The following is a 21,677-nucleotide window of genomic DNA, read 5'->3' as shown; positions in this document are numbered from 1 at the left end:
ATGACCGATTCTCGGCCGATGCACGGCGGGATGTGGGGAGGGGGTTGGCACCTCGGCGCGGGCGCGCGCCGGCGCCCTGACGCGGAGGCGATGCGTCCTCCCGGCCGCGGACGAACGGTCGCGGACGACGTCCAGCGACGTCGCCCGGCTGCTCAGCGGGCCGGGACGATCCCCACGGGCGGCCCGCGGTGCCGCATCCCGCCGAGCACGACGTCCAGCGCTGGCAGGGTCGCCGGCGCGGTCTCGATCGGAGCACGGCGCGGCGTCGCCGGCGAGGCCAGCACGGCGGTGACCAGGTCGACGAATCGGCGCAGCCGGAAGAACGCGACGTGGCACACGGCCCAGAAGGCGCGCTCGCCGTGCCGGAGCGCCGCGATCGTGAGGAGCGCGGCGGCGACATGGGAGGCCCACATGGCCGCGTCGCCCGCGAGCAACGATGCGTCGGCGCCGGCTCCCGCCCCCGGGATCAGCGTCAGGTGCATGCCGGCGTGCACGTGACCGCCGGCGGGCAGCCCGCTGAACGAGGCGGACGGGCTGAGCGAGAACAGCGCGTGGAAGAGGAACTGGCTCACGGCGACCGACGCGGTCACGCGCCAGAGCGCCAGCCGTTTGCCCGCCAGGGCGATGCTCGCGAGGGTCGAGAAGACCAGGCTGAGGGTGACGGCGACGACGCTGGGCGCCTCACCGCCTCCCGCCATGTGGAACAGCGCGGCGACGAAGGTCGCGGTGCCGGCGGCGGCGAGGCCGCGGACGACCCGGACACCGCGCGAACTCATGCGTCGAGTCTATCCACCCGGCGCGGCGGCCATGGCGGCCGGTCGCCGCGCCGTCGGGTCAGGCGCGCGGGCCGGAGGCCGCCGGATCGCGGTCGTCGATGCCGGGAGGCGCCTTCTCGTCGAGTTCGTCGGGGAGCTCGAGCGGGCGGCGCGTGTAGTAGCCGCGCGCCTTGCGGTAGTAGATCGCGACCGGGATCAGGCCGACGACGATCAGGCCGACGCCCAGGATGTTGACGATGGGGTCGTTGTTCGGGATCGAGAAGCCGAACATGCAGGCCATGAAGATCGCGCCGACCAGCGGCCACAGGAAGATCAGGAAGAAGTTGCGGACCGACGCGAAAAGCACCTTGCGGTAGGCCACGATCACCGCGACCCCGGCCAGCGCGTAGTAGAACGTGATCTGCACGCCGATCGAGCTGATCGCGTTGCTCATCACGTCGCCGACGCTGCCGATGAAGGTCGAGCCGAGGAACAGGATCACCGAGACGCCGACGACGACGAGCGTCGCGAACGCCGGGGTGCGCCACTTCCGGTGGATGCGGCCGAACGCCTTCGGGAGCGTGTTGTCGCGTCCCATCGCGAACAGCGTCCTGGTCACCTGCACCAGCGTCGTCTCCAGGGTGGCGATCGTGGACAGCGCGACCGCGACGATCAGGATCTTGCCGCCGAGCCCCGGCCAGACCGCCTCGCCGAGCGGCACGAGGATGTTCGCCTGGTTGTTCTCGATGGTCTTCGACGGCAGCATCATCAGGGTGCCGATGGTGAAGAGCACGAACAGCAGGAAGACGATGAGCACGCCGATGATGCCGGCCGAGCCCGCCGATTTGTGGCCGTTCCTGGTCTCCTCGTTGAGGTTCGCCGAGACGTCCCAGCCCCAGAAGTAGAACGCGGCGGTCAGCGCGGCGGTGACGAAGACGCCGGGGCCGGCGAGGTGCGAGAAGCCGAGCCAGTCCCACGAGAAGCTCGGGCCGGCGTGGGTCGTGGTCGCCGCGCGCACGATCATCAGGACCGCGAACACCACGAGGATCGCCACCTCGATCAGCGACATGATCCACTGCGCGCGGGCCGTGATGTGCACGCCGAAGAGCACGCACGCGGCCATCACCAGGAACCAGACCGCCCCGACGACCGTGATGAGGATGGTGTTGTTCGCCTGGTCCGGAGCGAACAGCGAGACGGTCATCGCGCCGGCCGGCAGCGCTCCGGCGACCATGAAGATGGTGGCCGAGATGACGAGCGCCCAGCCGGAGAGGAAGCCGAGGATGGGGTGCAGCGCCCTCGCCACCCACGAGTAGGCGGCGCCGGCGTTGACGTCGATGCGGCCGAGGTAGAGGAACGCCCAGGCGATGCCGAGCATCGGGATGCCGCACCAGAGCAGCACGCCGGGCGCCCCGAGCCCAGCGGCGCCGACGAGGATGGCCGTCGTGGCCGCGATCGAGTAGGCGGGGGCGGAACCGGCGACCGCCATCACGATGGAGCCGGCCGCGCTCACCCCGTCCGCCTGCAGCTCGTGCGCGTGCGCGTTCGGCTGCGGCTGGCCGGCGGTGGCCTTCGGGGAATTCGTCTGCGTCATTGCTCTCCCTGGCTGCGGTCGCTGATGCGACAGGGGGACGTTAGCAATCAGCGGCGGCGACGACAAGCCTTTTCGCCACGGATTCGGTTGAGAATTCTGAGAGAAGCGGAGGAAACCGACAGTCCTTCGGCTGTTTCGCTTCGGTAACCGGCGGTTCACGGCGCCGGGAGGCGCGGCTGGCCCAGCGCCCGTCTGGTTGACTGGACGCCGTGTTCCCGTACGAGCGTCTCCGGCGCAGACCCGACGTGGAGGCGGAGAACCTGTTCGCCTCCGACGCTGCAGACCGCTACCTCGCAGACACCGCCGGCGACGCGGTGCTCGCGCCGGGTCTCGTCGTCATCGGCGACGCCTACGGGGCGCTGACGCTGGCGGCCGCGGCGCGCGGAGCACGCGGCATCCGGGTGCACCAGGACGCCCTCACCGGCGAGCGCGCCCTCGATGCCAACGCCGGCGAGCTGGGCCTGGCGGGCAGCTACGAGCACCACGCGCTGGACGCCGGGCTGGTGGCCGGCGCGCGCGTCGTGCTGCTCCGGCTCCCGCGCAGCCTGGACGCGCTCGAGGAGATCGCCGCGCTGATCGCCGAGCACGCGCATCCCGCCGTCGTCGTCTACGCGGGCGGGATGGTCAAGCACATGACGACAGCGATGAACGCCGTGCTCGGCGAGGTGTTCGACTCCGTGACCGCATCGCTCGCGCGGCAGAAGGCGCGCATCCTCACCGCGACCGGTCCCCGCACGGCCGCGGCGACCGCGCTCGACCGCTGGCCGGAACGCGCCCGCGACGAGGAGACCGGCCTCTGGGTGTGCGCGCACGGCGCGGCCTTCGCGGGGACCTCCGTCGACATCGGGACCCGGCTGCTGCTCTCGGTGCTGGACGAGGCGCTGCCCCAGGCGCGCACCGCGATCGACCTGGGCTGCGGGACGGGCGTGCTCGCCTCCGCGCTCGCGCTGCGCCGGCCGGAGCTGCGGGTGCTGGCGACCGACCAGTCGGCGGCCGCCGTCGCCTCCGCCCGCGCCACCGCCGCCGCGAACGGCGTCGCCGAGCGGGTGACGGTGGCGCGCGACGACGGCCTGGCGAGCCGGCCGGACGGCTCGGCGGACCTGATCGTGCTCAACCCGCCCTTCCACATCGGCGGCGCCGTCCACACCGGCATCGCGCACCGGCTGTTCGCGGACGCGGCCCGCGTGCTCGCGACCGGCGGCGAGCTCTGGGCGGTGTGGAACTCGCACCTCGGCTACCGGCCGGCCCTCGAACGCGTCGTCGGGCCGACCAGGCAGATCGCGCGCAACGCGAAGTTCACCGTCACCGCATCGCGGCGCCGCTGACCAACGCTTCCGGAGTTGTTCACGCTCGGCGCCGGCGTGTCGCGTGAAGAACTCCGGAAGCGATGGCGGGGATCAGGAGGCGGGGGCGGGCTCGGCGTCCTTCTCGGAGAAGTCCATCACCGGGGGGCGGCGGCGGAAGCCGCGGGTCAGGACGGCGAGGTAGATCGCGCCCAGCAGCATCCAGGAGAGGCCGACGATGAACGTGGTCGCCGTCAGCGACGTCCACAGCCACACCGTCAGCAGGAAGCCGATCGCGGGCAGAACGCCGTAGCGCACCCACTCCCCCGCCGAGGCCCGGTCACGGCCGCCCTTCGGGAACAGGTGGATGCGGATGACCGAGAGGTTGACCATCGAGAACGCGGCGAGCGCGCCGAACGAGATCATGGTGGCCGCGACGTCCAGCGTGAGCACCAGCGCGAGCAGGGAGACGACGGACACGGCCAGCGCGGCGACCCACGGCGTCTTGAACCGCGGGTGCAGCCTCCCGAACACGCCGGGCAGCACGCGGTCGCGTCCCATCGCGTAGATGATGCGGGACACGCTCACCTGCGTCGTCATGCCGGAGCCGAACGCGCCGACGACGTAGACGGCGACGAAGAACGAGGTGAGGAAGGTGCCGCCCACCTTGGCCATCAGGTCCACGCCGGCGGAGTCGACGTCCGTGAACGCGTGCCAGTCGGGGAAGACCAGCGCGCCGAGCCAGGAGACGACGATGAAGATGGCACCGCCGATCAGCGTCGTGAGCAGGATCGCGCGCGGGATGTCGCGCTTCGGGTTCTTCGCCTCCTCGGACAGCGTGGAGACCGCGTCGAAGCCGAGGAAGGAGAGCGCGAGCACCGCGGCGCCGGCGAACACCGGGCCGAGGCCGCCGGTGCCGGGCAGGAACGGCTCGATCAGGCTCGGCGTCTCGGCGGACGGGTTGGTGACCAGCTCCTTGATCGCGAGCACGGCGAACACGACGACCAGGAGCACCGACAGCGCGACGATCGCGATGTTCAGTCTGTTGACCAGCGTGATGCCGAGCACGTTGAAGAGCAGCACGAGCAGCAGGGCCGCGAGCGCGAACACCCACTGCGGGATGTCGGGGAACTGGGTGTTCAGGTAGATGCCGATGAGGAGGAAGTTGATCATCGGCAGGAACAGGTAGTCGAGCATCAGCGTCCAGCCGGTGAGGAAGCCGACGTGGCCGCCGAACGCCTGCTGGGTGTACGTGTACGCCGAGCCGGACACCGGGTAGCGCCGCGCCATCGCGCCGTAGCTGAGCGCCGTGAAGAGCATCGCCACCAGCGCGACGACGTACGCGGACGGCAGGTGGTTGTCCGTCGACTGCGTCACGATGCCGTACGTCGTGTAGACGGTGACGGGGGCGAGGTAGGTGAGGCCGAACAGCACGAGTGCGGTCGGTCCGAGCGCGCGCTTGAGCCGGGGTTGCGCGGAGGGGGCGGGCAGGTCGGTCGTTGTCATGCTGCTGGCCTCTCTTCGTCGGATGGTGCTGACGGGGTCGGGGGATGGGGGACGGGTGGGTCTGTGCGGTGCCTTCGTGGTGCGGGTGGGGCGGTGGTGCCGTTGGTGCGGTGGTGCCGTTGGTGCGGTGGTGCCGGGATGCGGCCTCGGTGCCGGCGGGTGGCGCGGTCGCGCGTCAGGCGCGGCGCACTCCCGCCACCCAGGTCCCGAGCACGCGGATCCCGCGCAGGTCGTGCGCGTCGACGGTCCGCGGGTCGCGGTCGAGCCAGACCAGGTCGCGCTCGGCCGGGTCGGCGTCGGCGAAGGCCTGGTGGGCGACGCCGGAGGAGTAGGCCTCCAGTGCGTCGGCGAGCGGGATGCGCTCGGCGGGCGTCCATCCCGCCGCGGGCACCCGCTCCGCGGTCTGCCGGGTGACGGCGGTGGCGACCCCGGGCCGCCAGTCGTTGTCGCTGACCGGCCAGTCGCTGCCGAACGAGATCTTCGCGTCGCTCAGCAGCGTGCGGATGGGGTACTGCAGCTCCTCGCGCTCCGGGCCGAGGCGCGGCAGGGTCAGCGCGACCATCATCGGATCGAGCTGCGCCCAGAGCGGCTCGAAGTTCGCGATCACGCCGAGCCGCTCGAACCGCGGCAGGTCGGCGGGGTCGACGACCTGCACGTGGGCGATGACCGGGCGGCGGTCGCGCGGGCCGTTCCTGCGCTCGACCTCCTCGAAGACGTCGAGCGCGGTGCGGCAGGCGGCGTCGCCGATGGCGTGCAGGTGCAGTTGGAAGCCGAGTGCGTCGAACGCGGCGGCGGCCTCCGCCAGCTCGGCAGCATCCCAGTTCGGCAGCCCGCGGTCGCCGGGGACGTCCGTGTAGTCGGCGAGCATCGCGGCGGTGTGGTTCTCGACGACGCCGTCGACGAACACCTTGACCGTCCTGGCCGCGAGCAGCGGGTCGCCCGCGTCCTGCACGCGGCGGCGGGCCTCGGCGAAGCCGTCGACCTGCTCCCGCCCGCGCAGCGGGTCCGCGCGCAGCGCCAGGTTGACGCGCGTGGAGAGCAGGCCGCGCGCCGACGCGTCGAGGTACGCGTCCACCTCGACCGGCTCCACCCAGGCGTCCTGGATCCAGGCGATGCCGAGTCCCGCGTACTCCGCGGTCGCCAGGCGCAGCGCCTCCACGCGCTCCTCGTGGCCGCGGCCGGGCTCGACGGGCAGCAGCAGGTCGACGGCGCCCGGCTCCTGGAGGATGCCGAGCGGGCTGCCGTCCTCCCGGCGCGGGATGCGGCCGAGCGGCGGTTCCGGGGTCTGCGCGTCGATGCCGGCGCGGCGCAGCGCCTCGGAGTTCACCCACACCGTGTGGTAGTCCCAGGCGCGCAGGACGACCGGCCGGTCGGCGACCGCCTCGTCGAGCCAGCGCGCGTCGAACAGGCCCTCCGGGGCGAGCGTCGCGTCGTAGCTGGCGCCGTAGATCCACTCCTGCTCGGGATGCCGCTGCGCCCAGTCGCGCACGCACGCGACGATCTCCTCGACGCTGGCGCACGAGCGTACCTGCGGCCCGAGCTTCTCGAGTCCGCCCTGCAGGGGATGCGCGTGCCCGTCACCGAAGGCGGGGGCGAGGACGCCGCCGTCCAGGTCGACCACCTCGTCGGCGGTCGCCCGCAGCGCCTCCGCGTCCGGGCCGGTGGCGACGAGGCGGCCGTCCCGGATCGCGGCCGCCGCGTGCTCCGGCGCGTCCGCGCCGTAGCCGCCGATGATGGTCCCGTTGACGAAGACGTTGACGCCCATCCCACCTCCATAAATGAATGGCGTTCTTTTATTTCGACAGATACTAGGGTGTGAGCGTGCCCGAGGGGAAGAGCAGCGCCGGAATCGATCGCCCGGCGCGCCGCGTCGGCCGGCCGAGGACGACCGTTCTCACGCGGACCCTGATCGCCGAGGCGGCGCTGCGGCTGCTCGACGAGAGCGGCGCGGACGGCTTCACGATGTCCCGGCTCGCGCAGGCCCTGCGGGTGCGCCCGAGCGCGCTCTACAACCATGTCGACGGCAAGGAGGACGTGATCGCGGGCGTCCGCGAGCTGATCAGCGACCGGATCGACGTGAGCGCGTTCGCGGACCGGCCGTGGGACGCGGCGATGCTGCACTGGGCGCACTCCTACCGGGTGGCGTTCGCGACGCATCCCCCGACCATCGCACTGCTGGCGACGCTGCCGCTGACCGGCGCCCGGCGCACCATGCGGATGTACGACACGGTCGTCGCCGCGATGGTGCGCGGCGGCTGGCCGGAGGCGGAGGTGCTGCCGACGATCGTGGCGGTGGAGTCGTTCATCCTCGGCTCGGCGCTGGACGCGGTCGCCCCCGGCGACATGTTCGACCCGGCGGGCGAGGAGGACGCGGTGCCCGCGTTCGCGTCGGCGTACGCGGCGCGCGCCGCCGCGATCGGCGACGCACCGCCGGCCGACGGCGCCTTCGCGGTGGGGCTGAATGCGCTGCTCGCCGGCCTCCGCGCGCGGTTCGCGGAGCTCACGGCGAGCCGCTGACCGCCGGCCGGACCGCTAGATCCAGCCCTTGCGCTTGAAGACCAGGTAGAGCCCGACGCCCATCCCGAGCATCAGCAGCAGCGCGAACGGATAGCCGAGCGACCAGTGCAGCTCAGGCATGTTCGTGAAGTTCATGCCGTAGACGGTGCCGACGAGCGTCGGCGTGAAAAGCACGGCGGCCCATCCGGAGATCTTCTTGACCTCGTCATTCTGCGCCTGACCGACGAGCGTCGTGTGCACCATGAGAGCGTTCTGCAGGATCTGCCGGAAGCCTTCGGCGCGCTCGCTGATGCGGATGACGTGGTCCTGCACATCGCGGAAGCCGTCGCGCAGGCTCGCGTCGCCGTCGTGCGCGAGTAGCGCGTCCCGGACCGACTGGAGCACGTCGCGCAGCGGATCCACCGAGCGCTGGAAGACCATCACCTCGCGGGACAGCTCGTAGATGCGGCGAGAGACGCCGCGGTCGCCGTTGAAGAGCTGGTCCTCGATCTCGTCGATGTCGTTCTGCAGGCCGGCGACGACGGGCGAGTACTCGTCGACGATCTCGTCCAGGATGCCGTACAGCGCCGCCATCGGGCCGTGCGCGAGCAGCGACCCGTCGTGCTCCAGCCTGCGCCGGACCGCGGCGAGGTCGGGGCGCTCGAAGTGCCGCACCGTGATCACGAAGTCCTCGCCGAGGAACACGTGCACCTCGCCGAACTCGACCTCCTCCACGTCGTCCAGGTAGGTCGCGGGACGCAGCACGACGAACGTCGTCGAGCCGTACTTCTCGATCTTGGCCCGCTGGTGCCCGGCGAGCGCGTCCTCGACGGCGAGCGCCGGCAGGTCGAACTCGGCCGCGACCGCGCCGAGCTCCTCCTCGGTCGGCCGGTAGAGGCCGATCCAGGCGAAGCCGCCGCGGTCGCGGACCGTCTCGAAGGTGTCCTCGAGCGAGACCGGGCTGGTCCGGACCCCGTGCACGTACACGGCGTTGTCGACGATCATGGCGGCTCCTTCTCCTCCGCCACGGTAGCCGATCAGACCGTGAACTCCAGGGGGTCGCCGAGCGTGGCGACGGAGGCTCCGACGTGCACCGCGTACGTGCCGGGCTCGGTGCGCCAGGCGTGGTCGTCGACCGACCAGTACTGCAGCGACCGCGGCTCGATCTCGACGGTGGCGACGGTCGTCGTCCCCGGCTCGGAGCGCACGACTGCGTACCCCGCAAGCCACAGCACCGGCCGCTCGACGGCGGACTCGGACACCCGCGAGAGGTAGACCTGCACGACCTGCTTGCCCGCGCGATCCCCGGTGTTCGTCACCGGGACCCGGAGCGCGAGGCCGTCGAGCTCCGGCTCTCCGATCGTCCACGAGGTGTAGCCGAGACCGTGCCCGAACGGGATGGCCGGCGCCGGACCGCCGAGCGCCTGCCTGCGCAGCCACTCGCGGTATCCCACGTTGAGCTTCTCGTCGTAGAACAGCGCACCGTCGACCGGCTCGACCTGCCAGACCGGCACGTCCTCCTCGTCGGCCGCCCAGGTGGTCGGGATGCGCCCGCCCGGTTCCGCCGCGCCGGTGAGCACGTCCGCGATGGCCGCGCCCATCTCCTGCCCGGGGAACCAGGTGAGCAGCACGGCGGGCGCCTTCTCCAGCCACGGCAGGACGACGGGACCGCCCGAGTTGACGACGACCACGGTCCGCGGGTTCGCCGCGACCACACGCCGGACCAGATCGTCCTGGCCGTCCGGGAGGCGCAGTCCGGTGCGGTCGAAGCCCTCCGACTCCAGCGTCTCCGTGGTGCCGACGACGACGACCGCGACGTCCGCGTCCGCGGCCAGCTCGACGGCGCGATGCAGCTCGGCCTCCTGGTCGGCGAACGGCTCCTCGTAGCCCACGGTGAACATCACGGCGGCGAGCTCCGGCTGCACCTGCGGGCGATGCTCCAGCCGGAGCGAGACCGTCTGGCCGGCGCGCAGCGCGAGCGGGAAGGACTGCTTCGGCGGGTTCAGGAACGCCATGAAGGGATCGGTGCCCTCGGGGAAGAACAGCCCGTCGCTCTTCAGCTCGCCATCCACCTCGAAGCGGAACAGGCCGAGACCGGCGAAGCCGACGGCGTACTCGCCGTCCTCCGGCGCGGTGAACGTGCCCGTCACCTCGATCACGGCGGTCGAGCCGAGCACCGGGTCACCGAGCCAGGCGAGCCGGCCGCCCATCCGGTGCTCGTCGAGCAGGATGCCGCCCTCGGCGTCGAGGAAGCGCACGTGCACGCCGCCCTCGCCGGTCGCCGGGTCGGTCGAGACCCGTGCGTCGAGCGGCAGGACGGACTCGGACGAGCGCACCCCGGGCGCGAACCGGACGTTCTGCGCGCCGAACACGTCGGCGATGCCGTCGAGCGGGGTCACCACGTGCTGCGGGAACACGGTCGCGGAGCCGCCGCCCTGGCTGCGCGCGACGCGGGCGTGCTGGCCGAGCACCGCGACGGTCGTCCCGTCTGCCGCGACGGGAAGCAGGCCGCCCTCGTTGCGCACCAGCACCATCCCGTCTGCGGCGGCCTCGCGCAGCAGGGCGTCGATGCGCTCCTGCGGCCACGGCTCGGCGAGCGGCGTCGCGGCCTCCACGCCGTCGAGCGCGCCGAGCCGGCCGGCGAGCCGCAGGATGCGGCGCACCTTCTCGTCCACGTGCGCCTCGTCCACCTGGCCGGCGCGGACCGCCTCGACGAGCGCCGCGCCCCAGACGCCCTGCGGGCCGGGCATCGCCAGGTCCTGCGCCGAGCGCGCCGCGGCGACGGTGTCCCGGACGCCGCCCCAGTCGGAGACGACGACGCCGTCGAAGCCCCACTCGTCCTTCAGCGGCGAGCGCAGCAGGTCGTTCTCCGTCATCGTGACGCCGTTGACCGAGTTGTAGGAGGACATCACCAGCCACGCGCCGCCCTCGACCACCATCCGCTCGAACGGCGCGAGGTAGACCTCGCGGAGCGTGCGCTCGTCCACGTGCACGTCGACCGTCATGCGGTCGGTCTCGCTGTCGTTGGCGACGTAGTGCTTGGGGGTCGCGGCGACGCCGCAGGACTGGACGCCTTTCACGAATGCGGTCCCGACGACGCCCGAGAGCCACGGGTCCTCGCTGTACGCCTCGAAGTGCCGGCCGCCGCGCGGCGAGCGCTGGATGTTGACGGTCGGCCCCAGCGCGACGCCGACGCCCTTGCGGCGCGCCTCCGCGGCGATCAGCTGCCCGAGCCGGTGGACGCGGTCGACGTCCCAGGATGCGGCGAGCGCCGTCGGCGACGGGAGGTTCGCCGACGCGTCGCGCTCGTCCCAGAGCTGCCCGCGGATGCCGGCGGGGCCGTCGGAGACGACGATCGTGCCGAGGCCGACCTGCGGCTCCTCGTGCAGCGTCCAGAACGAGGCGCCGGTGAGCAGCCGGACCTTCTGCTCCAGCGAGAGCGCGTCGAGGAGTCCGTCGAGGAACTGCTCGGTCGTCGTGGTGTCGGTCATGGTGCGATTCTCCTAGCGGACGGACTTGATCGGCAGCACGGCGAACGCGCCGACGATGGCGATGACGATGCCGATGGGGAACAGGGGCGTGTACGCGCCGCCGAAGGCGACGACGATCAGGCCGGCGATGCCGGGGGCGAGCGTCTGCGGCAGGGTCGCCGCGATGTTGAGCACGCCGAGGTCCTTGGCGAAGTCGTCCTTGGACGGGAGCACCTCGCTCATCAGCGCGGTGTCCACCGACTGGTAGGCGCCGAAGCCGAGCCCGGCGACGAACGAGAAGATCAGCATCCCGGTCACCGTCGGCATCACGAGCGGGAACACCAGCGAGATCGCGAGGACGATGCCGGCCACGATGACGACGATCTTGCGGCGGCCGAGCTTGTCGGAGAGCGGCCCGCCGATCAGGGTCGAGATGAGCGTCCCGGCGAGCGAGAGGATGCCGAGCAGCGGCACGAGCGCGACCGCCTTGTCCCCCAGGCCGATGTAGTCCTGCAGGATGTAGAGCTGGTAGCCGGTGACCATGAAGTAGCCGGCGAACAGCAGCAGGCGGCCGGTGAAGCCCCAGAAGAAGTCGGGGTGCTTGACCGGGCTGACCCAGAACGTCTTGAGGAACGCGACGACGTCGAACGACGGCTTGGGCTCGCCCTTGTTGGAGCGGTCGGGGTTGAGCACGACGAAGAGCACGAGCACCACGAGCGCGACGCCGGCGAAGACCAGGTAGCCGGCGGGGATGGCGGTCGCGAAGGCGGCGCCGGCGATCTGGCCGCCGAGCGCTCCGAGCATCAGGCCGAGGCCGCTCAGGGCCGAGAAGGTGCCGCGCACGGCGCTCGGGACGCGGTCGGGGAGGATGGCGCTCAGCGGTCCCTGCGCGAAGTTGTACGCGATCTGCACGATGACCCACGCGATGCCGACCTGGACGAGCGTGTTGCCGAGGCCCATCCCGATGAGGGCGAGGCCGCCGATGAGCACGCCGCCGACCATCCACGGCGCCCGGCGCCCGAAGCGGCTGCGCGTGCGATCGGAGACGGTGCCGGCGATCGGCTGGGCGATCATGGCGGCGAACGCGCCGGTCGTCGCGATCACGGCGAGGGCGCCCGCCTTGGCGGTCGGGTCGTCGCCGACGATGCCCTGCACCTGCAGGGGGAGCAGGATGCCGGGGACGGCGCCCCAGATGCCGAAGATGGCGAGGTTGGCGACGCTCATCGAGAGCATCAGCTTCAGGAGCCGGCCGCGCACCTTGGCCTTCTGCCCCGGCTGCGCGGAGACGGCGGAGGTGGGTGCGGCGGAGAACGGCGAGTCCGCGGTGGTCAGGGTGGAGCCCAGTGCCGCGCTGTCGGGGACGCCCGACAGGTTGGAGGGGAGCGTGGGCTGGACGGGCCGGGGGCCCTCGGGGAAGTCGTCAGACGGCGTTGTCACGGGTTCAGTCCTTTCGAGCAGGCGTCGTTGCGTGCTAACACGCGTAACCATACGGGGCCTGTCCGGCAAATACAAGCTATTGCTCGGTTTTTGGTTACACGAGTTAGCAGCCGGCCTCGGCAGACCTAGACTGAGAGCACCATGTTCACGCCCCAGGTCGTCAAGGCCCCGACCAGCGCCGATGTCGCGCTCGCGGCCGGGGTCTCCCGCGCGACGGTCTCGTTCGTGCTGAACGACAAGCCGAACTCGCGCGTCTCCGACGACACCAGGAACCGCGTCCTGGAGGCGGCCCGGCTGCTCGGCTACACGCCGAACACCGCTGCGCGCTCGCTGGCCAGCGGCGAGGCCGTCGCCGGGCTGCTGCACGCCGCCTCCGCCGCGGACCACGGCGCGACCGTGGAGCGCACGTTCGAGCTGCTCCTGAGCCGCACGGTGGACGACGGCATCGACGCCCTCCGGCACGCCGACACCACGGTCGCCGGGGCGGAGGCCGGGCAGCTCTGGGCGAAGCTGCGGCCGGAGGCCGTGCTCGCCGAGGCGGAACGCTGCGACGCCGAGGCGATGGAGGTGCTGCGGCTCGCCGGGGTCAGGGCCCTCATCGTGCACGGCGCGGAACCGGTCGACTACGCGCCGTCGCTCGTCATCCCGCAGCGGCCGTTCGGCCGGGTGGCGATGGAGTCGCTGCTCGCGCTCGGGCACCGCCGGATCGCCGTGCTCGTGCCCTCCGGCCCGTCGGCCGCCGCGCGCGACCGGCTCGCCGGAGCCGAAGAGGCGGCCAGGGGATCCGGCGCGACGGTGACGGTCGTCCACGGCGGCACGACGGCCACGGCGCTGCGCGACTGGGCGCACGGCCTCCGCTACGACCCCGCGGCGCCGACCGCCGTGCTCGCCACCGACGACCGCCTGGCGATGGCGGCGATCCGGGCGCTCGCCGACGCGGGGGTGCGCGTGGCGGGCGACATCTCGGTCATCGGCGCGGACGACATCCCCGCCGGGGCCGAGTACCTGCCCCGCCTGAGCACGGTGACCTTCGACGCCGACGCGCTCGCGACCGAGCTCGCGGACGCGTACGCGCGGATGCGCGCCGGCGAGCGCGTCGAACGCGTGGACGCTCCCCCGGTGCGCGCCATCCTGCGCGAGTCGACGGCCGCGGCGCCCGCCCCCGCCTAGCCTCGACGCTCCCTGAACGCCTTCGCTGGCAGCGGCCCGCTTTCGCGAGCGAATCCGCAGGTCCCCGACCATAGTCTGGCTCGGTGCCCACCATCGCCTGGCTCTGCCTGACCCTCGCAGCGCTCGCCGCGCTCCCCGCCGTGCGCTTCGCGGGACGCGCCTGGCGCCTGCGCGCGACTCCGACGGTGCTCACGATCGTCACCGTCCAGGTCGCCGCGCTCGCCGGCGTCCTGCTCTGGGCGCAGTTCGCGCCACGACCCGACCTCGCCGGCGGCGGCTGGTGGGCGATCGGGCTCGCCGCCGTGACGATCCCGCTCGCCATCGGCGACGCCATCCAGTCCCGGGGCGCGATGCGGGTCGTCTCCGCGGTGCTGACTGCGGCGATGGTCGTCGTCACGGTCGGGGTCGGCGTCGTCGTACTCCGGCCGACACTCAGCACGGTCACGGTCGCCGGTCAGACGATCCCGCTCACCGCGCAGAACCTGCGCGACGGCGCCCAGCTCACCGTGGACATCCCGCCGACGGCATCGCGGTTCTCCGCCCGGCCCGCCAAGCTGTTCGTCCCGCCCGGCTGGCTGCGCCACCCGTCCGGGACGCGCCCGATCGTGACCATGATGATGGGCCAGCCCGGCAGCCCACGGCTCGGGCCCACCGTCGACGCCCTGCACAGCCTCGGCCAGCAGAAGCTGGACGACGCGCCGTTCATCCTCGACGTCGACCAGCTCGGCGGCAGCCTGAAGAACCCGCCGTGCGCGAACTCCAGCGCGGGGCAGGTCGAGACCTACCTGGCCAGGGACGTGCCCGCGTGGATCCGCTCCAACCTGCCCGTGAGCAGCAACCGACTCGACTGGGGACTCGCGGGGTACTCCCACGGCGGTGAGTGCGCCGCCTACCTCGGCGCCGCGTACCCGGCGATCTGGTCGAAGATCGTGTCCGTCGGCGGCCCGGACAAGCCGGGCGAGCACAAGTGGCGGACCCTGACCCTCGCCCGGTACTGGCACGGAAACCTCGCCGCGTACGAGAAGACCTGGCCAGCCAAGGTGATGGCGGCGACCAGCTACGCGGGGAAGCCCATGACCGCCGTCTTCATCGCCGGCATGCTCGACCGTTACTACACGCCGCAGGTCGAGACCAACGCGATGGCGGCGGAGAAGGCCGGCTGGACGGTCACCTTCTGGCGGGTGCCCGGCGCGGAGCACACCAGGGCGCTGGTGCCGGGTCTGGCCAGCGCGTACGACCAGTTCATCCCGCAGTGGCTCGGCTCCGGCGCCATCGTCAGCGCTCCTGGCCGGGTGCTGTGCACACCGGATCAGACGCCGCGCGACTGCGGCGTGAAACAGGCGGTGGCCGTTGTCGGCACAGCGACCATCGTCGACCTGTCCGTCCTCGCCGTGTTCCTCGGCGCCCGGCTGGTGCTGCTCCTCGTCCGCCGCCCGCGCTCGACCCGCGACCTGCCCGAACTCGGCTGAGCCAGCGGCCCGCGGACCGGCGCCGCGCTCAGGCGGCGACCGCCTCCCGTGCCGCGCTGAACGCGTCGACGCAGCGGCGGATCTCCTCGTCCGTGTGCGCGGCGGAGAGCTGCACGCGGATGCGCGCCTTGCCGCGCGGAACGACCGGGAAGGAGAACGCGGTCACGTAGACGCCGTGCTTCTGCATCTCGTCGGCGATGCGGGCGGTGAGCGCCGCGTCCCCGAACATCACAGGGACGATGGGATGCTCGCCCGGCAGCAGGTCGAAGCCCGCCTCCGTCATGAGCGACCGGAACAGGGCCGCGTTGGCGACGAGCCGCTCGCGCAGGTCGTCGGAGCGCTCCAGCAGGTCGAGCGCCGCGAGCGTCCCCGCGACGATCGACGGCGCGAGGGTGTTCGAGAACAGGTACGGGCGCGAGCGCTGGCGCAGCAGGTCCACGATCTCGCGGCGCGACGACACGTAGCCGCCGGAGGCTCCGCCGAGGGCCTTGCCGAACGTTCCCGTGTAGATGTCGACGCGGTCGGCGACACCGCAGAACTCCGGTGTGCCGCGGCCGTGCTCGCCGACGAAGCCGACGGCGTGCGAGTCGTCGACGAACACCAGCGCGCCGAACTCGTCGGCGAGGTCGCAGATCTCCCGCAGCGGCGCGATGTAGCCGTCCATCGAGAACACGCCGTCCGTGACGATCACGGTGAACCGCGCGCCCGCCTCCTTCGCCGCGGTCAGCTGCGCGCGCAGGTCGGCCATGTCCCGGTTCTTGTAGCGGTAGCGCTGCGCCTTGGAGAGCCGGATGCCGTCGATGATCGAGGCGTGGTTGAGCTCGTCGGAGACGATCGCGTCCTCCGCCGAGAACAGCGTCTCGAACACGCCGCCGTTGGCGTCGAAGCACGACGAGAACAGGATGGTCGCCTCGGTGCCGAGGAAGCCGGAGACCCGGCGCTCCAGCTCGAGGTGCTGCTCCTGGGTGCCGCAGATGAAGCGCACGCTGGCCAGCCCGTAGCCCCAGTCGTCGAGCGCGGCCTTCGCCGCGTCGCGCAGGGCGGGGTGGTCGGCGAGGCCGAGGGAGTTGTTGGCGCAGAAGTTGAGCACCTCGGCGCCGTCCGCCGTGATCAGCGCGGCCTGCGGACCGTGGATGCTGCGCTCGCGCTTGGTGAGCCCCGCCTCCTCGATCTCCGCCAGCTGCACAGCGAGGTGGTCGCGAAACGTCCCGTACATCAGAGCTCCGTCCAGTCGAGGATGACCTTGCCGCCGCCGGCGGATGCCGCCGCGGCGAACCCCTTCTCCCAGTCGCGGGCGGGGAAGCGGTCGGACACGATCGAGGCGATGCTGTCGTGCAGCGCCTTCGAGGTCTGCAGCATGGCGCCCATCGCGTTCCAGGTCTCGAACATCTCGCGGCCGTAGATGCCCTTCAGCGTGAGCATGTGCGTGACGACGATGCCCCAGTCGATGGCGATCTTCGTGCTCGGCAGCCCCAGCATCGCGATCCGGCCGCCGTGGTTCATGTTCTCGATCATCGAGGGCAGCGCGGCCGGCGCGCCGCTCATCTCGAAGCCGACGTCGAAGCCCTCGCGCATCCCGAGCGCCTGCTGCGCCTCGCGGATGTCGTGCGTCGACACGTCCACGGTGAAGTCGGCGCCCATCCCGCGGGCGAGCTCCAGCCGCTGCGCGCTGATGTCGGTGCCGACGATGAAGCGCGCGCCGACGTGCCGCGCGACCGCGATGGCCATCAGGCCGATCGGGCCGCAGCCGGTCACCAGCACGTCCTCCCCGACGACGGGGAAGGCGAGCGCGGTGTGCACGGCGTTCCCGAGCGGGTCGAAGATCGCGCCGACCTCCGGCTCGATGGAGGTGTGGTGCACCCAGACGTTCGTCGCGGGCAGCACGAGGTACTCGGCGAATGCGCCGTCCCGCTGCACGCCGACGCCCTTGGTCCTGATGCACATCTGGCGGCGCCCGGCGCGGCAGTTGCGGCAGGTGCCGCACACGATGTGCCCCTCGCCGGAGACGCGGTCGCCGACCTCGACGTCGTGCACGAGCGGCCCGACCTCGACGACCTCGCCGAAGAACTCGTGACCGGGGACGAGCGGGGCGTTCACGGCGGACGCGGCCCAGTCGTCCCAGCGCAGGATGTGCAGGTCGGTTCCGCAGATCCCCGTGCGCAGCACCCGGATCTTCACGTCCTCAGGGCCGATCTCCGGCTCGGGGACATCGACCAGGGACAGGCCGGGACCGGCCTCGCTCTTGTACAGGGCTCTCATTCCGCCATCCTCGTGGGACTCGAATCGTGCATCGTCGCCGGCCGTCACCTGCGCCTCGTGAGCACGGCGGCCGGGCACAACTCTACCCGCGCGGGTGGGCGTTGTTACGACGCCAGCGCGTCGATCACGGCCGTCGCCACCGCCTCGCTCGACTGCGGGTTCTGGCCGCTGATGAGGTTGCGGTCGCGCACCACGTGGGACGCCCACGGCGCACCGTCCTCCACGAGCGCGCCGCGCTCCCTGAGGGTGCTCGCGACGAGCCACGGCGTGTTCTCGCCCAGGCCGCCTGTCAGCTCCTCCTCGTCGCTGAACACCGTCAGCCGGCGCCCGGCGAAGGCGAAGGAACCGTCGGCACGGACCGCGCTGAGCAGTCCGGCCGGACCGTGGCAGAACGGGGCGATCAGCCCGCCCGCCGCGTCGGTCGCGATCAGGATCGCGCCCAGCTGCGGGTCGTGAGCGAGGTCGGCCATCGGGCCGTGACCGCCGGGGAGCACCACGGCGGCGTACGCGCCGGCGTCGATCGCGTCCAGCGCGGCCGGCCGGCGCAGCTCGTCCTCGATCGAGGCCAGGTACGCGCGGAGGTCCTCGACCTTCGCCGCGTCGCCGACGGTCGCGACGTCGAGCGACCCGGGATCGACGGTGGGGACGCGACCGCCGGGGGTCGCGATGGTGACGCTGTGGCCAGCGGCGACGAGGTCGCGATGGGCGACCACGAGCTCCTCCGCCCAGAAGCCGGTCGGGTGCTCCGATCCGTCGGCGAGGGTGAGGGAGTCGGCCGCGGTCACGACCATGAGGATGTTCGACATCGGTGAGTCCTTTCGACGCCGTCCATCGTCGCGTTCCGCTGCACGCCGGGGTCATCGGCGATCCGATGGACGCCATCGGCGCATCGGGGGCGCCGGGGAACCGGGGCGTCAGCGGATGAGGCGCCGGAGCTCGGAGGAGACGGCGGCGATCGCGGGGTTGCTCTCCGCCTCCCGCCCGCGCGTCGCGAGGTAGAGCGTGTTCAGCGGCGCGACCTCGGGTTCGTCGATGGTGACGAGCGCGCCGGCCTCGAGCGCGTCGCCGACCAGGTAGCCGGGCAGGACGGACATGCCGATGCCCGTCAGCAGCGCGTCCCGGATGCCGCGGAGGTCTGGCACGATCGCGATCGTCCGCAATCCTGTTGGCGGCCTGCCGAAGACGCTGCGCCAGTAGCGCCGCACGATGGGCAGCTCCTCCGCGTACGCGACGAGCGGGATGCTCTCCAGCGCTTCGCCACGCCACCGCGGGGCGGCGACGAGCACGAACTCCTCGTCATAGAAGGGCACGGCCGCGATCCCGCGGCGACGCGGCGGCACCGCGCTGACGACCACGTCCACGGCGCCCGCCGACAGGCTCTCCAGCAGGTCGTCGGCCAGCCCGAACACGAGCCGGATCGGTGCGTCCACCGCGGCGGTCAGCTGGGCGAGGTGCGGGACGACCCTGACCGAGAGGATCTCCGCCGCTCCGCCGACGTGGATGGTGCGGGACGCGGTCGCGGAGCGTCCGGCGAGCGCTGCGGCGTCCTCCAGGGCGTCCACGTGGTCGGCGACCCGCCGGGAGAGCTCGACGCCCTTCGCGGTGGGCGTCACGCCAGAGCGGTCGCGCTCGAACAGGCGGACGCCGAGCGCCGCCTCGAGCGCGTCGATGTGCGCGGACACCGTCGCCTGCGAGACGCCGAGAAGCCGGGCCGCCCTGGTGAGCGATCCGGCCCGGACGACGGTCACGAAGGTGCGCAGCTGGTCGAGGCTGGGGCTCGGCATAGGGTCACTGTAGCGATCCCGGTCTGCCGAGGCGGCCGTTCAGCGCTAGAGTCCGAGCATGAAGCGCGCGCTCATCGTCATCGACGTGCAGAACGAGTACGTCACCGGCAACCTGAAGATCTGCCACCCCGATCTGTTCACGTCCATCCCGAACATCGAGGTCGCCTGCGACGCCGCGGCCGACCACGGCGTCCCGCTGGTGCTCGTCCAGCACATCGAGGACGAGGGCGCCCCGGTGTTCGCCCGCGGCTCGGAGGGCGCCGCGCTGCACGCGTCCGTCGCCGACCGCGAGCCGGCGCTGCTGGTGACCAAGTCCGAGGTGTCGTCGTTCGCCGGCACCGGCCTGGAGGCATGGCTGCGCGAGAACGACATCGACACCGTGACGATCGCCGGGTACATGACCCAGCACTGCTGCGCGGGGACGGCGCGGGACGCGGCGGAGCTCGGCTTCGCCGTCGAGTTCCTGTCGGACGCGACCGGGACGCTGGACCTCGTGAACGAGGCGGGGTCGATCTCGGCGGACGCCCTGCACATCAGCGTGCTCGTGACCATGCAGTCCGAGTTCGCGGCGGTCGCGACGACCGAGGAGTGGACGCTCGCGGTCGAGGCGGGCGAGGCGCTCCGCGCCTCGAACCTGTGGGACAGCACCCGCCACGGCCGGCACCCGGACAAGCACGCCGAGCTGCACAAGCTGATGCGGGACGTGCGCGCCGGCATCGACCGCGAGATCGCGGCGGGCGAGGCGCACGAGTTCGCCAACACCCTCTACGTCGGCCAGGGCGCCTCCACGTCGCTCTGAGCGGGTCAAGGGCACACGGGGGACGTGACATGCCGCAGGTGCACAGACTGTGCAGCGCGTCGCGTCCCTCGTGTCACCGGGCACACGCCGTGCAGGCGGCGGCGAGCCTCGCGGTCGCGGTCAGCGCTCCAGCGGGCGCCAGACCACGACCTGGTTGCTGCGGCGCACGCGCGTCCCGGCGCGCAGCGAGACCACCTCGCCCTCCGAGCCGGCCGCGAACACGCGGCGGCCGGGGCGGTTGAGCAGCTCGTCGGCGAGCGCGGACTCCAGTTCGCGCACGCGGTCGCGCAGCGCGCGGACGTTGTCCTCCAGCTCCAGGATGCGGCGGATGCCCTCCAGGCTCACGCCCTCCGAGCCGAGCCGCGCGATCTCCTGCAGCTTCTCCACGTCGCGCATCGAGTAGCGGCGCGACTTGCCCGCGGTCCGGCCCGGGCTCACGAGCCCGAGCCGGTCGTACTGGCGGAGGGTCTGCGGGTGCATCCCTGCCAGCTCCGCCGCGATCGAGATCACGAAGACCTGGCTGTTCTCGTCCATCCCCGGCTCCGTCAGCTCCTGGCCTTGGCGAGCAGGTCCTCGCGCGGATTCTCGTCGGGCAGCGCGGCGGCGAACGCCTCCAGCGCTTCCTTCGCCTCACCGGAGAGGTGCGACGGGACGGCGACCTGGACGACGGCGAGCAGGTCGCCGGTGCCCTTGGACGTCTGGACGCCGCGGCCCTTCACGCGCAGCACGCGGCCGCTCGGCGTTCCGGGGGCGACGCGCAGCTTCACCGGGTCGCCGCCCAGCGTCGGCACCTCGATGGTGGCGCCCAGGGCGGCCTCCGCGAAGGTGACGGGGACGGTCACGCGCAGGTTCAGTCCGTCGCGCTCGAACACCGGGTGCTTGCGCACCGAGACGGTGAGCACGATGTCGCCGGCCTCGCCGCCGTCCGGGCTGGGCTGGCCCTTGCCGCGCAGCTTGATCTTCTGGCCGTCGGACACGCCGGCGGGGATCTTCACCTTGATCGGCTTGCCGTCCGAGGCCTGCAGGGTGATCGTCTCGCCCTTGGTCGCCGTCACGAAGTCGATGGTCGTGTGCGCGGTCACGTCGCGGCCGCGCGTCGGGCCGCCGTAGCCGCGGTAGCCGCCGCTCGCGGTCCCGAACCGGCCGTTGCCGAACAGGCCGCCGAGCACGTCGTCGAACCCGCCGCCGCCCTGCTGGAAGGTGTAGCTGCGGGCGCCGCCCGGCGCCCCGCCGCCGAACATGCCCCCGAAGACGTCGTCGAATCCGCCCTGGCCGCTGCTGCCGGGCGAGGTGAATCGCGCCCCGGAGCCCATGGCCCTGATCTGGTCGTACTCCGCGCGCTCCTCGGCGTCGCTGAGGACCGAGTAGGCCTCGCTGATCTCCTTGAACTTCGCCTCCGCGGCGGTGTCGCCGGGGTTGGAGTCCGGGTGGTACTTGCGCGCGAGCTTGCGGTAGGTCTTCTTCAGGTCCGCATCGCTGACGTCCTTGGAGACGCCAAGAACCTTGTAGAAGTCCTTGTCGAACCAGTCCTGGCTTGCCACGGCGCCTCCTCTCTCAGTCTGTGCTGTCGTTCGTTGTCAAAGTCTGCATGTTGTCTCGCGCGAGGAGCGGCGGGGGGGGCCAACCCCCCGCCCTCACGCGGCCCCCGCCCCGCG

At 72.2% G+C, this 21,677-nt stretch carries 18 protein-coding genes; 5 read left to right on the top strand and 13 right to left on the bottom strand.

Annotated features, from left to right (window positions below):
• Positions 1–152: 152 nt before the first annotated feature.
• Together ACTHMF_RS12705 and ACTHMF_RS12700 are read right to left on the bottom strand one after the other, a co-directional pair.
• The gene (locus tag ACTHMF_RS12705; RefSeq protein ID WP_440318036.1) at positions 153–776 is read right to left on the bottom strand and encodes a hypothetical protein; all 624 of its coding nucleotides are present in this window, start codon (positions 774–776) and stop codon (positions 153–155) included.
• Between the two features lie 58 nt (positions 777–834).
• Positions 835–2,349, bottom strand: coding sequence for an APC family permease (locus tag ACTHMF_RS12700; RefSeq protein ID WP_440318034.1), 1,515 nt, complete (start codon positions 2,347–2,349; stop codon positions 835–837).
• A gap of 209 nt (positions 2,350–2,558) precedes the next feature.
• Here ACTHMF_RS12700 and ACTHMF_RS12695 point away from each other — a divergent pair, with 209 nt between their 5' ends.
• Positions 2,559–3,674, top strand: coding sequence for a class I SAM-dependent methyltransferase (locus ACTHMF_RS12695; protein ID WP_440318032.1), 1,116 nt, complete (start codon positions 2,559–2,561; stop codon positions 3,672–3,674).
• Between the two features lie 72 nt (positions 3,675–3,746).
• Here the strand turns inward: ACTHMF_RS12695 and ACTHMF_RS12690 are convergent, their stop codons facing one another.
• Both ACTHMF_RS12690 and ACTHMF_RS12685 read right to left on the bottom strand, forming a co-directional pair.
• Positions 3,747–5,138 (bottom strand): APC family permease, encoded by a 1,392-nt coding sequence (locus ACTHMF_RS12690; RefSeq protein WP_440318030.1) that lies wholly within the window; start codon positions 5,136–5,138, stop codon positions 3,747–3,749.
• A 175-nt stretch (positions 5,139–5,313) separates the two neighbouring features.
• Positions 5,314–6,903 carry an amidohydrolase gene (locus tag ACTHMF_RS12685; RefSeq protein WP_440318028.1) on the bottom strand — a complete coding sequence of 530 codons (1,590 nt, stop codon included), beginning with the start codon at positions 6,901–6,903 and terminating at the stop codon, positions 5,314–5,316.
• Between the two features lie 56 nt (positions 6,904–6,959).
• Between ACTHMF_RS12685 and ACTHMF_RS12680 the strand changes: the two genes are divergently transcribed.
• Positions 6,960–7,655 carry a TetR/AcrR family transcriptional regulator C-terminal domain-containing protein gene (locus tag ACTHMF_RS12680; protein WP_314147837.1) on the top strand — a complete coding sequence of 232 codons (696 nt, stop codon included), beginning with the start codon at positions 6,960–6,962 and terminating at the stop codon, positions 7,653–7,655.
• A gap of 15 nt (positions 7,656–7,670) precedes the next feature.
• On the opposite strand, the gene ACTHMF_RS12675 is transcribed toward ACTHMF_RS12680, so the two are convergent.
• Genes ACTHMF_RS12675 through ACTHMF_RS12665 form a run of 3 tightly spaced genes read right to left on the bottom strand, consistent with a single transcriptional unit; the run spans position 7,671 to position 12,541 of the window.
• Entirely contained in the window at positions 7,671–8,639 is a 969-nt protein-coding gene (locus tag ACTHMF_RS12675; protein WP_440318026.1) for a magnesium and cobalt transport protein CorA, read from the bottom strand.
• Positions 8,640–8,671: 32 nt separating this feature from the next.
• Entirely contained in the window at positions 8,672–11,125 is a 2,454-nt protein-coding gene (locus ACTHMF_RS12670; protein WP_440318024.1) for a glycoside hydrolase family 3 C-terminal domain-containing protein, read from the bottom strand.
• Positions 11,126–11,137: 12 nt separating this feature from the next.
• Entirely contained in the window at positions 11,138–12,541 is a 1,404-nt protein-coding gene (locus tag ACTHMF_RS12665; RefSeq protein WP_440318023.1) for an MFS transporter, read from the bottom strand.
• 141 nt (positions 12,542–12,682) lie between these two features.
• On the opposite strand from ACTHMF_RS12665, the gene ACTHMF_RS12660 reads away from it, so the two are divergent.
• Together ACTHMF_RS12660 and ACTHMF_RS12655 are read left to right on the top strand one after the other, a co-directional pair.
• Complete coding sequence (locus ACTHMF_RS12660; protein ID WP_440318022.1) at positions 12,683–13,711, top strand: LacI family DNA-binding transcriptional regulator; 1,029 nt, start codon at positions 12,683–12,685, stop codon at positions 13,709–13,711.
• 83 nt (positions 13,712–13,794) lie between these two features.
• Positions 13,795–15,180, top strand: coding sequence for an alpha/beta hydrolase (locus tag ACTHMF_RS12655; RefSeq protein ID WP_440318021.1), 1,386 nt, complete (start codon positions 13,795–13,797; stop codon positions 15,178–15,180).
• Between the two features lie 28 nt (positions 15,181–15,208).
• On the opposite strand, the gene ACTHMF_RS12650 is transcribed toward ACTHMF_RS12655, so the two are convergent.
• From ACTHMF_RS12650 to ACTHMF_RS12635, 4 genes are all read right to left on the bottom strand, one after another.
• Positions 15,209–16,396 carry a glycine C-acetyltransferase gene (locus ACTHMF_RS12650; RefSeq protein ID WP_440318019.1) on the bottom strand — a complete coding sequence of 396 codons (1,188 nt, stop codon included), beginning with the start codon at positions 16,394–16,396 and terminating at the stop codon, positions 15,209–15,211.
• Positions 16,396–17,439, bottom strand: a complete 1,044-nt coding sequence (gene tdh, locus ACTHMF_RS12645) for an L-threonine 3-dehydrogenase (protein WP_314147830.1) — start codon at positions 17,437–17,439, stop codon at positions 16,396–16,398. The genes ACTHMF_RS12650 and tdh overlap by 1 nt, the downstream gene beginning before the upstream one ends.
• A gap of 104 nt (positions 17,440–17,543) precedes the next feature.
• Positions 17,544–18,245, bottom strand: coding sequence for a type 1 glutamine amidotransferase domain-containing protein (locus ACTHMF_RS12640; protein ID WP_440318016.1), 702 nt, complete (start codon positions 18,243–18,245; stop codon positions 17,544–17,546).
• A 108-nt stretch (positions 18,246–18,353) separates the two neighbouring features.
• Complete coding sequence (locus tag ACTHMF_RS12635; protein WP_314147828.1) at positions 18,354–19,223, bottom strand: LysR family transcriptional regulator; 870 nt, start codon at positions 19,221–19,223, stop codon at positions 18,354–18,356.
• A 58-nt stretch (positions 19,224–19,281) separates the two neighbouring features.
• Between ACTHMF_RS12635 and ACTHMF_RS12630 the strand changes: the two genes are divergently transcribed.
• On the top strand, positions 19,282–20,022 hold the full coding sequence (locus tag ACTHMF_RS12630) for a cysteine hydrolase family protein (RefSeq protein ID WP_440318015.1): 741 nt from the start codon (positions 19,282–19,284) through the stop codon (positions 20,020–20,022).
• Positions 20,023–20,142: 120 nt separating this feature from the next.
• On the opposite strand, the gene ACTHMF_RS12625 is transcribed toward ACTHMF_RS12630, so the two are convergent.
• Together ACTHMF_RS12625 and ACTHMF_RS12620 are read right to left on the bottom strand one after the other, a co-directional pair.
• Positions 20,143–20,556: a heat shock protein transcriptional repressor HspR gene (locus ACTHMF_RS12625; RefSeq protein ID WP_314147826.1), complete on the bottom strand. Its 414-nt coding sequence runs from the start codon at positions 20,554–20,556 to the stop codon at positions 20,143–20,145.
• An 11-nt stretch (positions 20,557–20,567) separates the two neighbouring features.
• Positions 20,568–21,563 (bottom strand): DnaJ C-terminal domain-containing protein, encoded by a 996-nt coding sequence (locus ACTHMF_RS12620; RefSeq protein ID WP_440318013.1) that lies wholly within the window; start codon positions 21,561–21,563, stop codon positions 20,568–20,570.
• Between the last annotated feature and the right edge of the window lie 114 nt (positions 21,564–21,677).

The sequence above is a fragment of the Leifsonia sp. genome, assembly GCF_051955155.1.
Classification (GTDB): Bacteria; Actinomycetota; Actinomycetes; order Actinomycetales; family Microbacteriaceae; genus Leifsonia.
The sequence above is the reverse complement of the archived record's forward strand: the minus strand, read 5'-3'. Positions and strand labels throughout refer to the sequence as shown.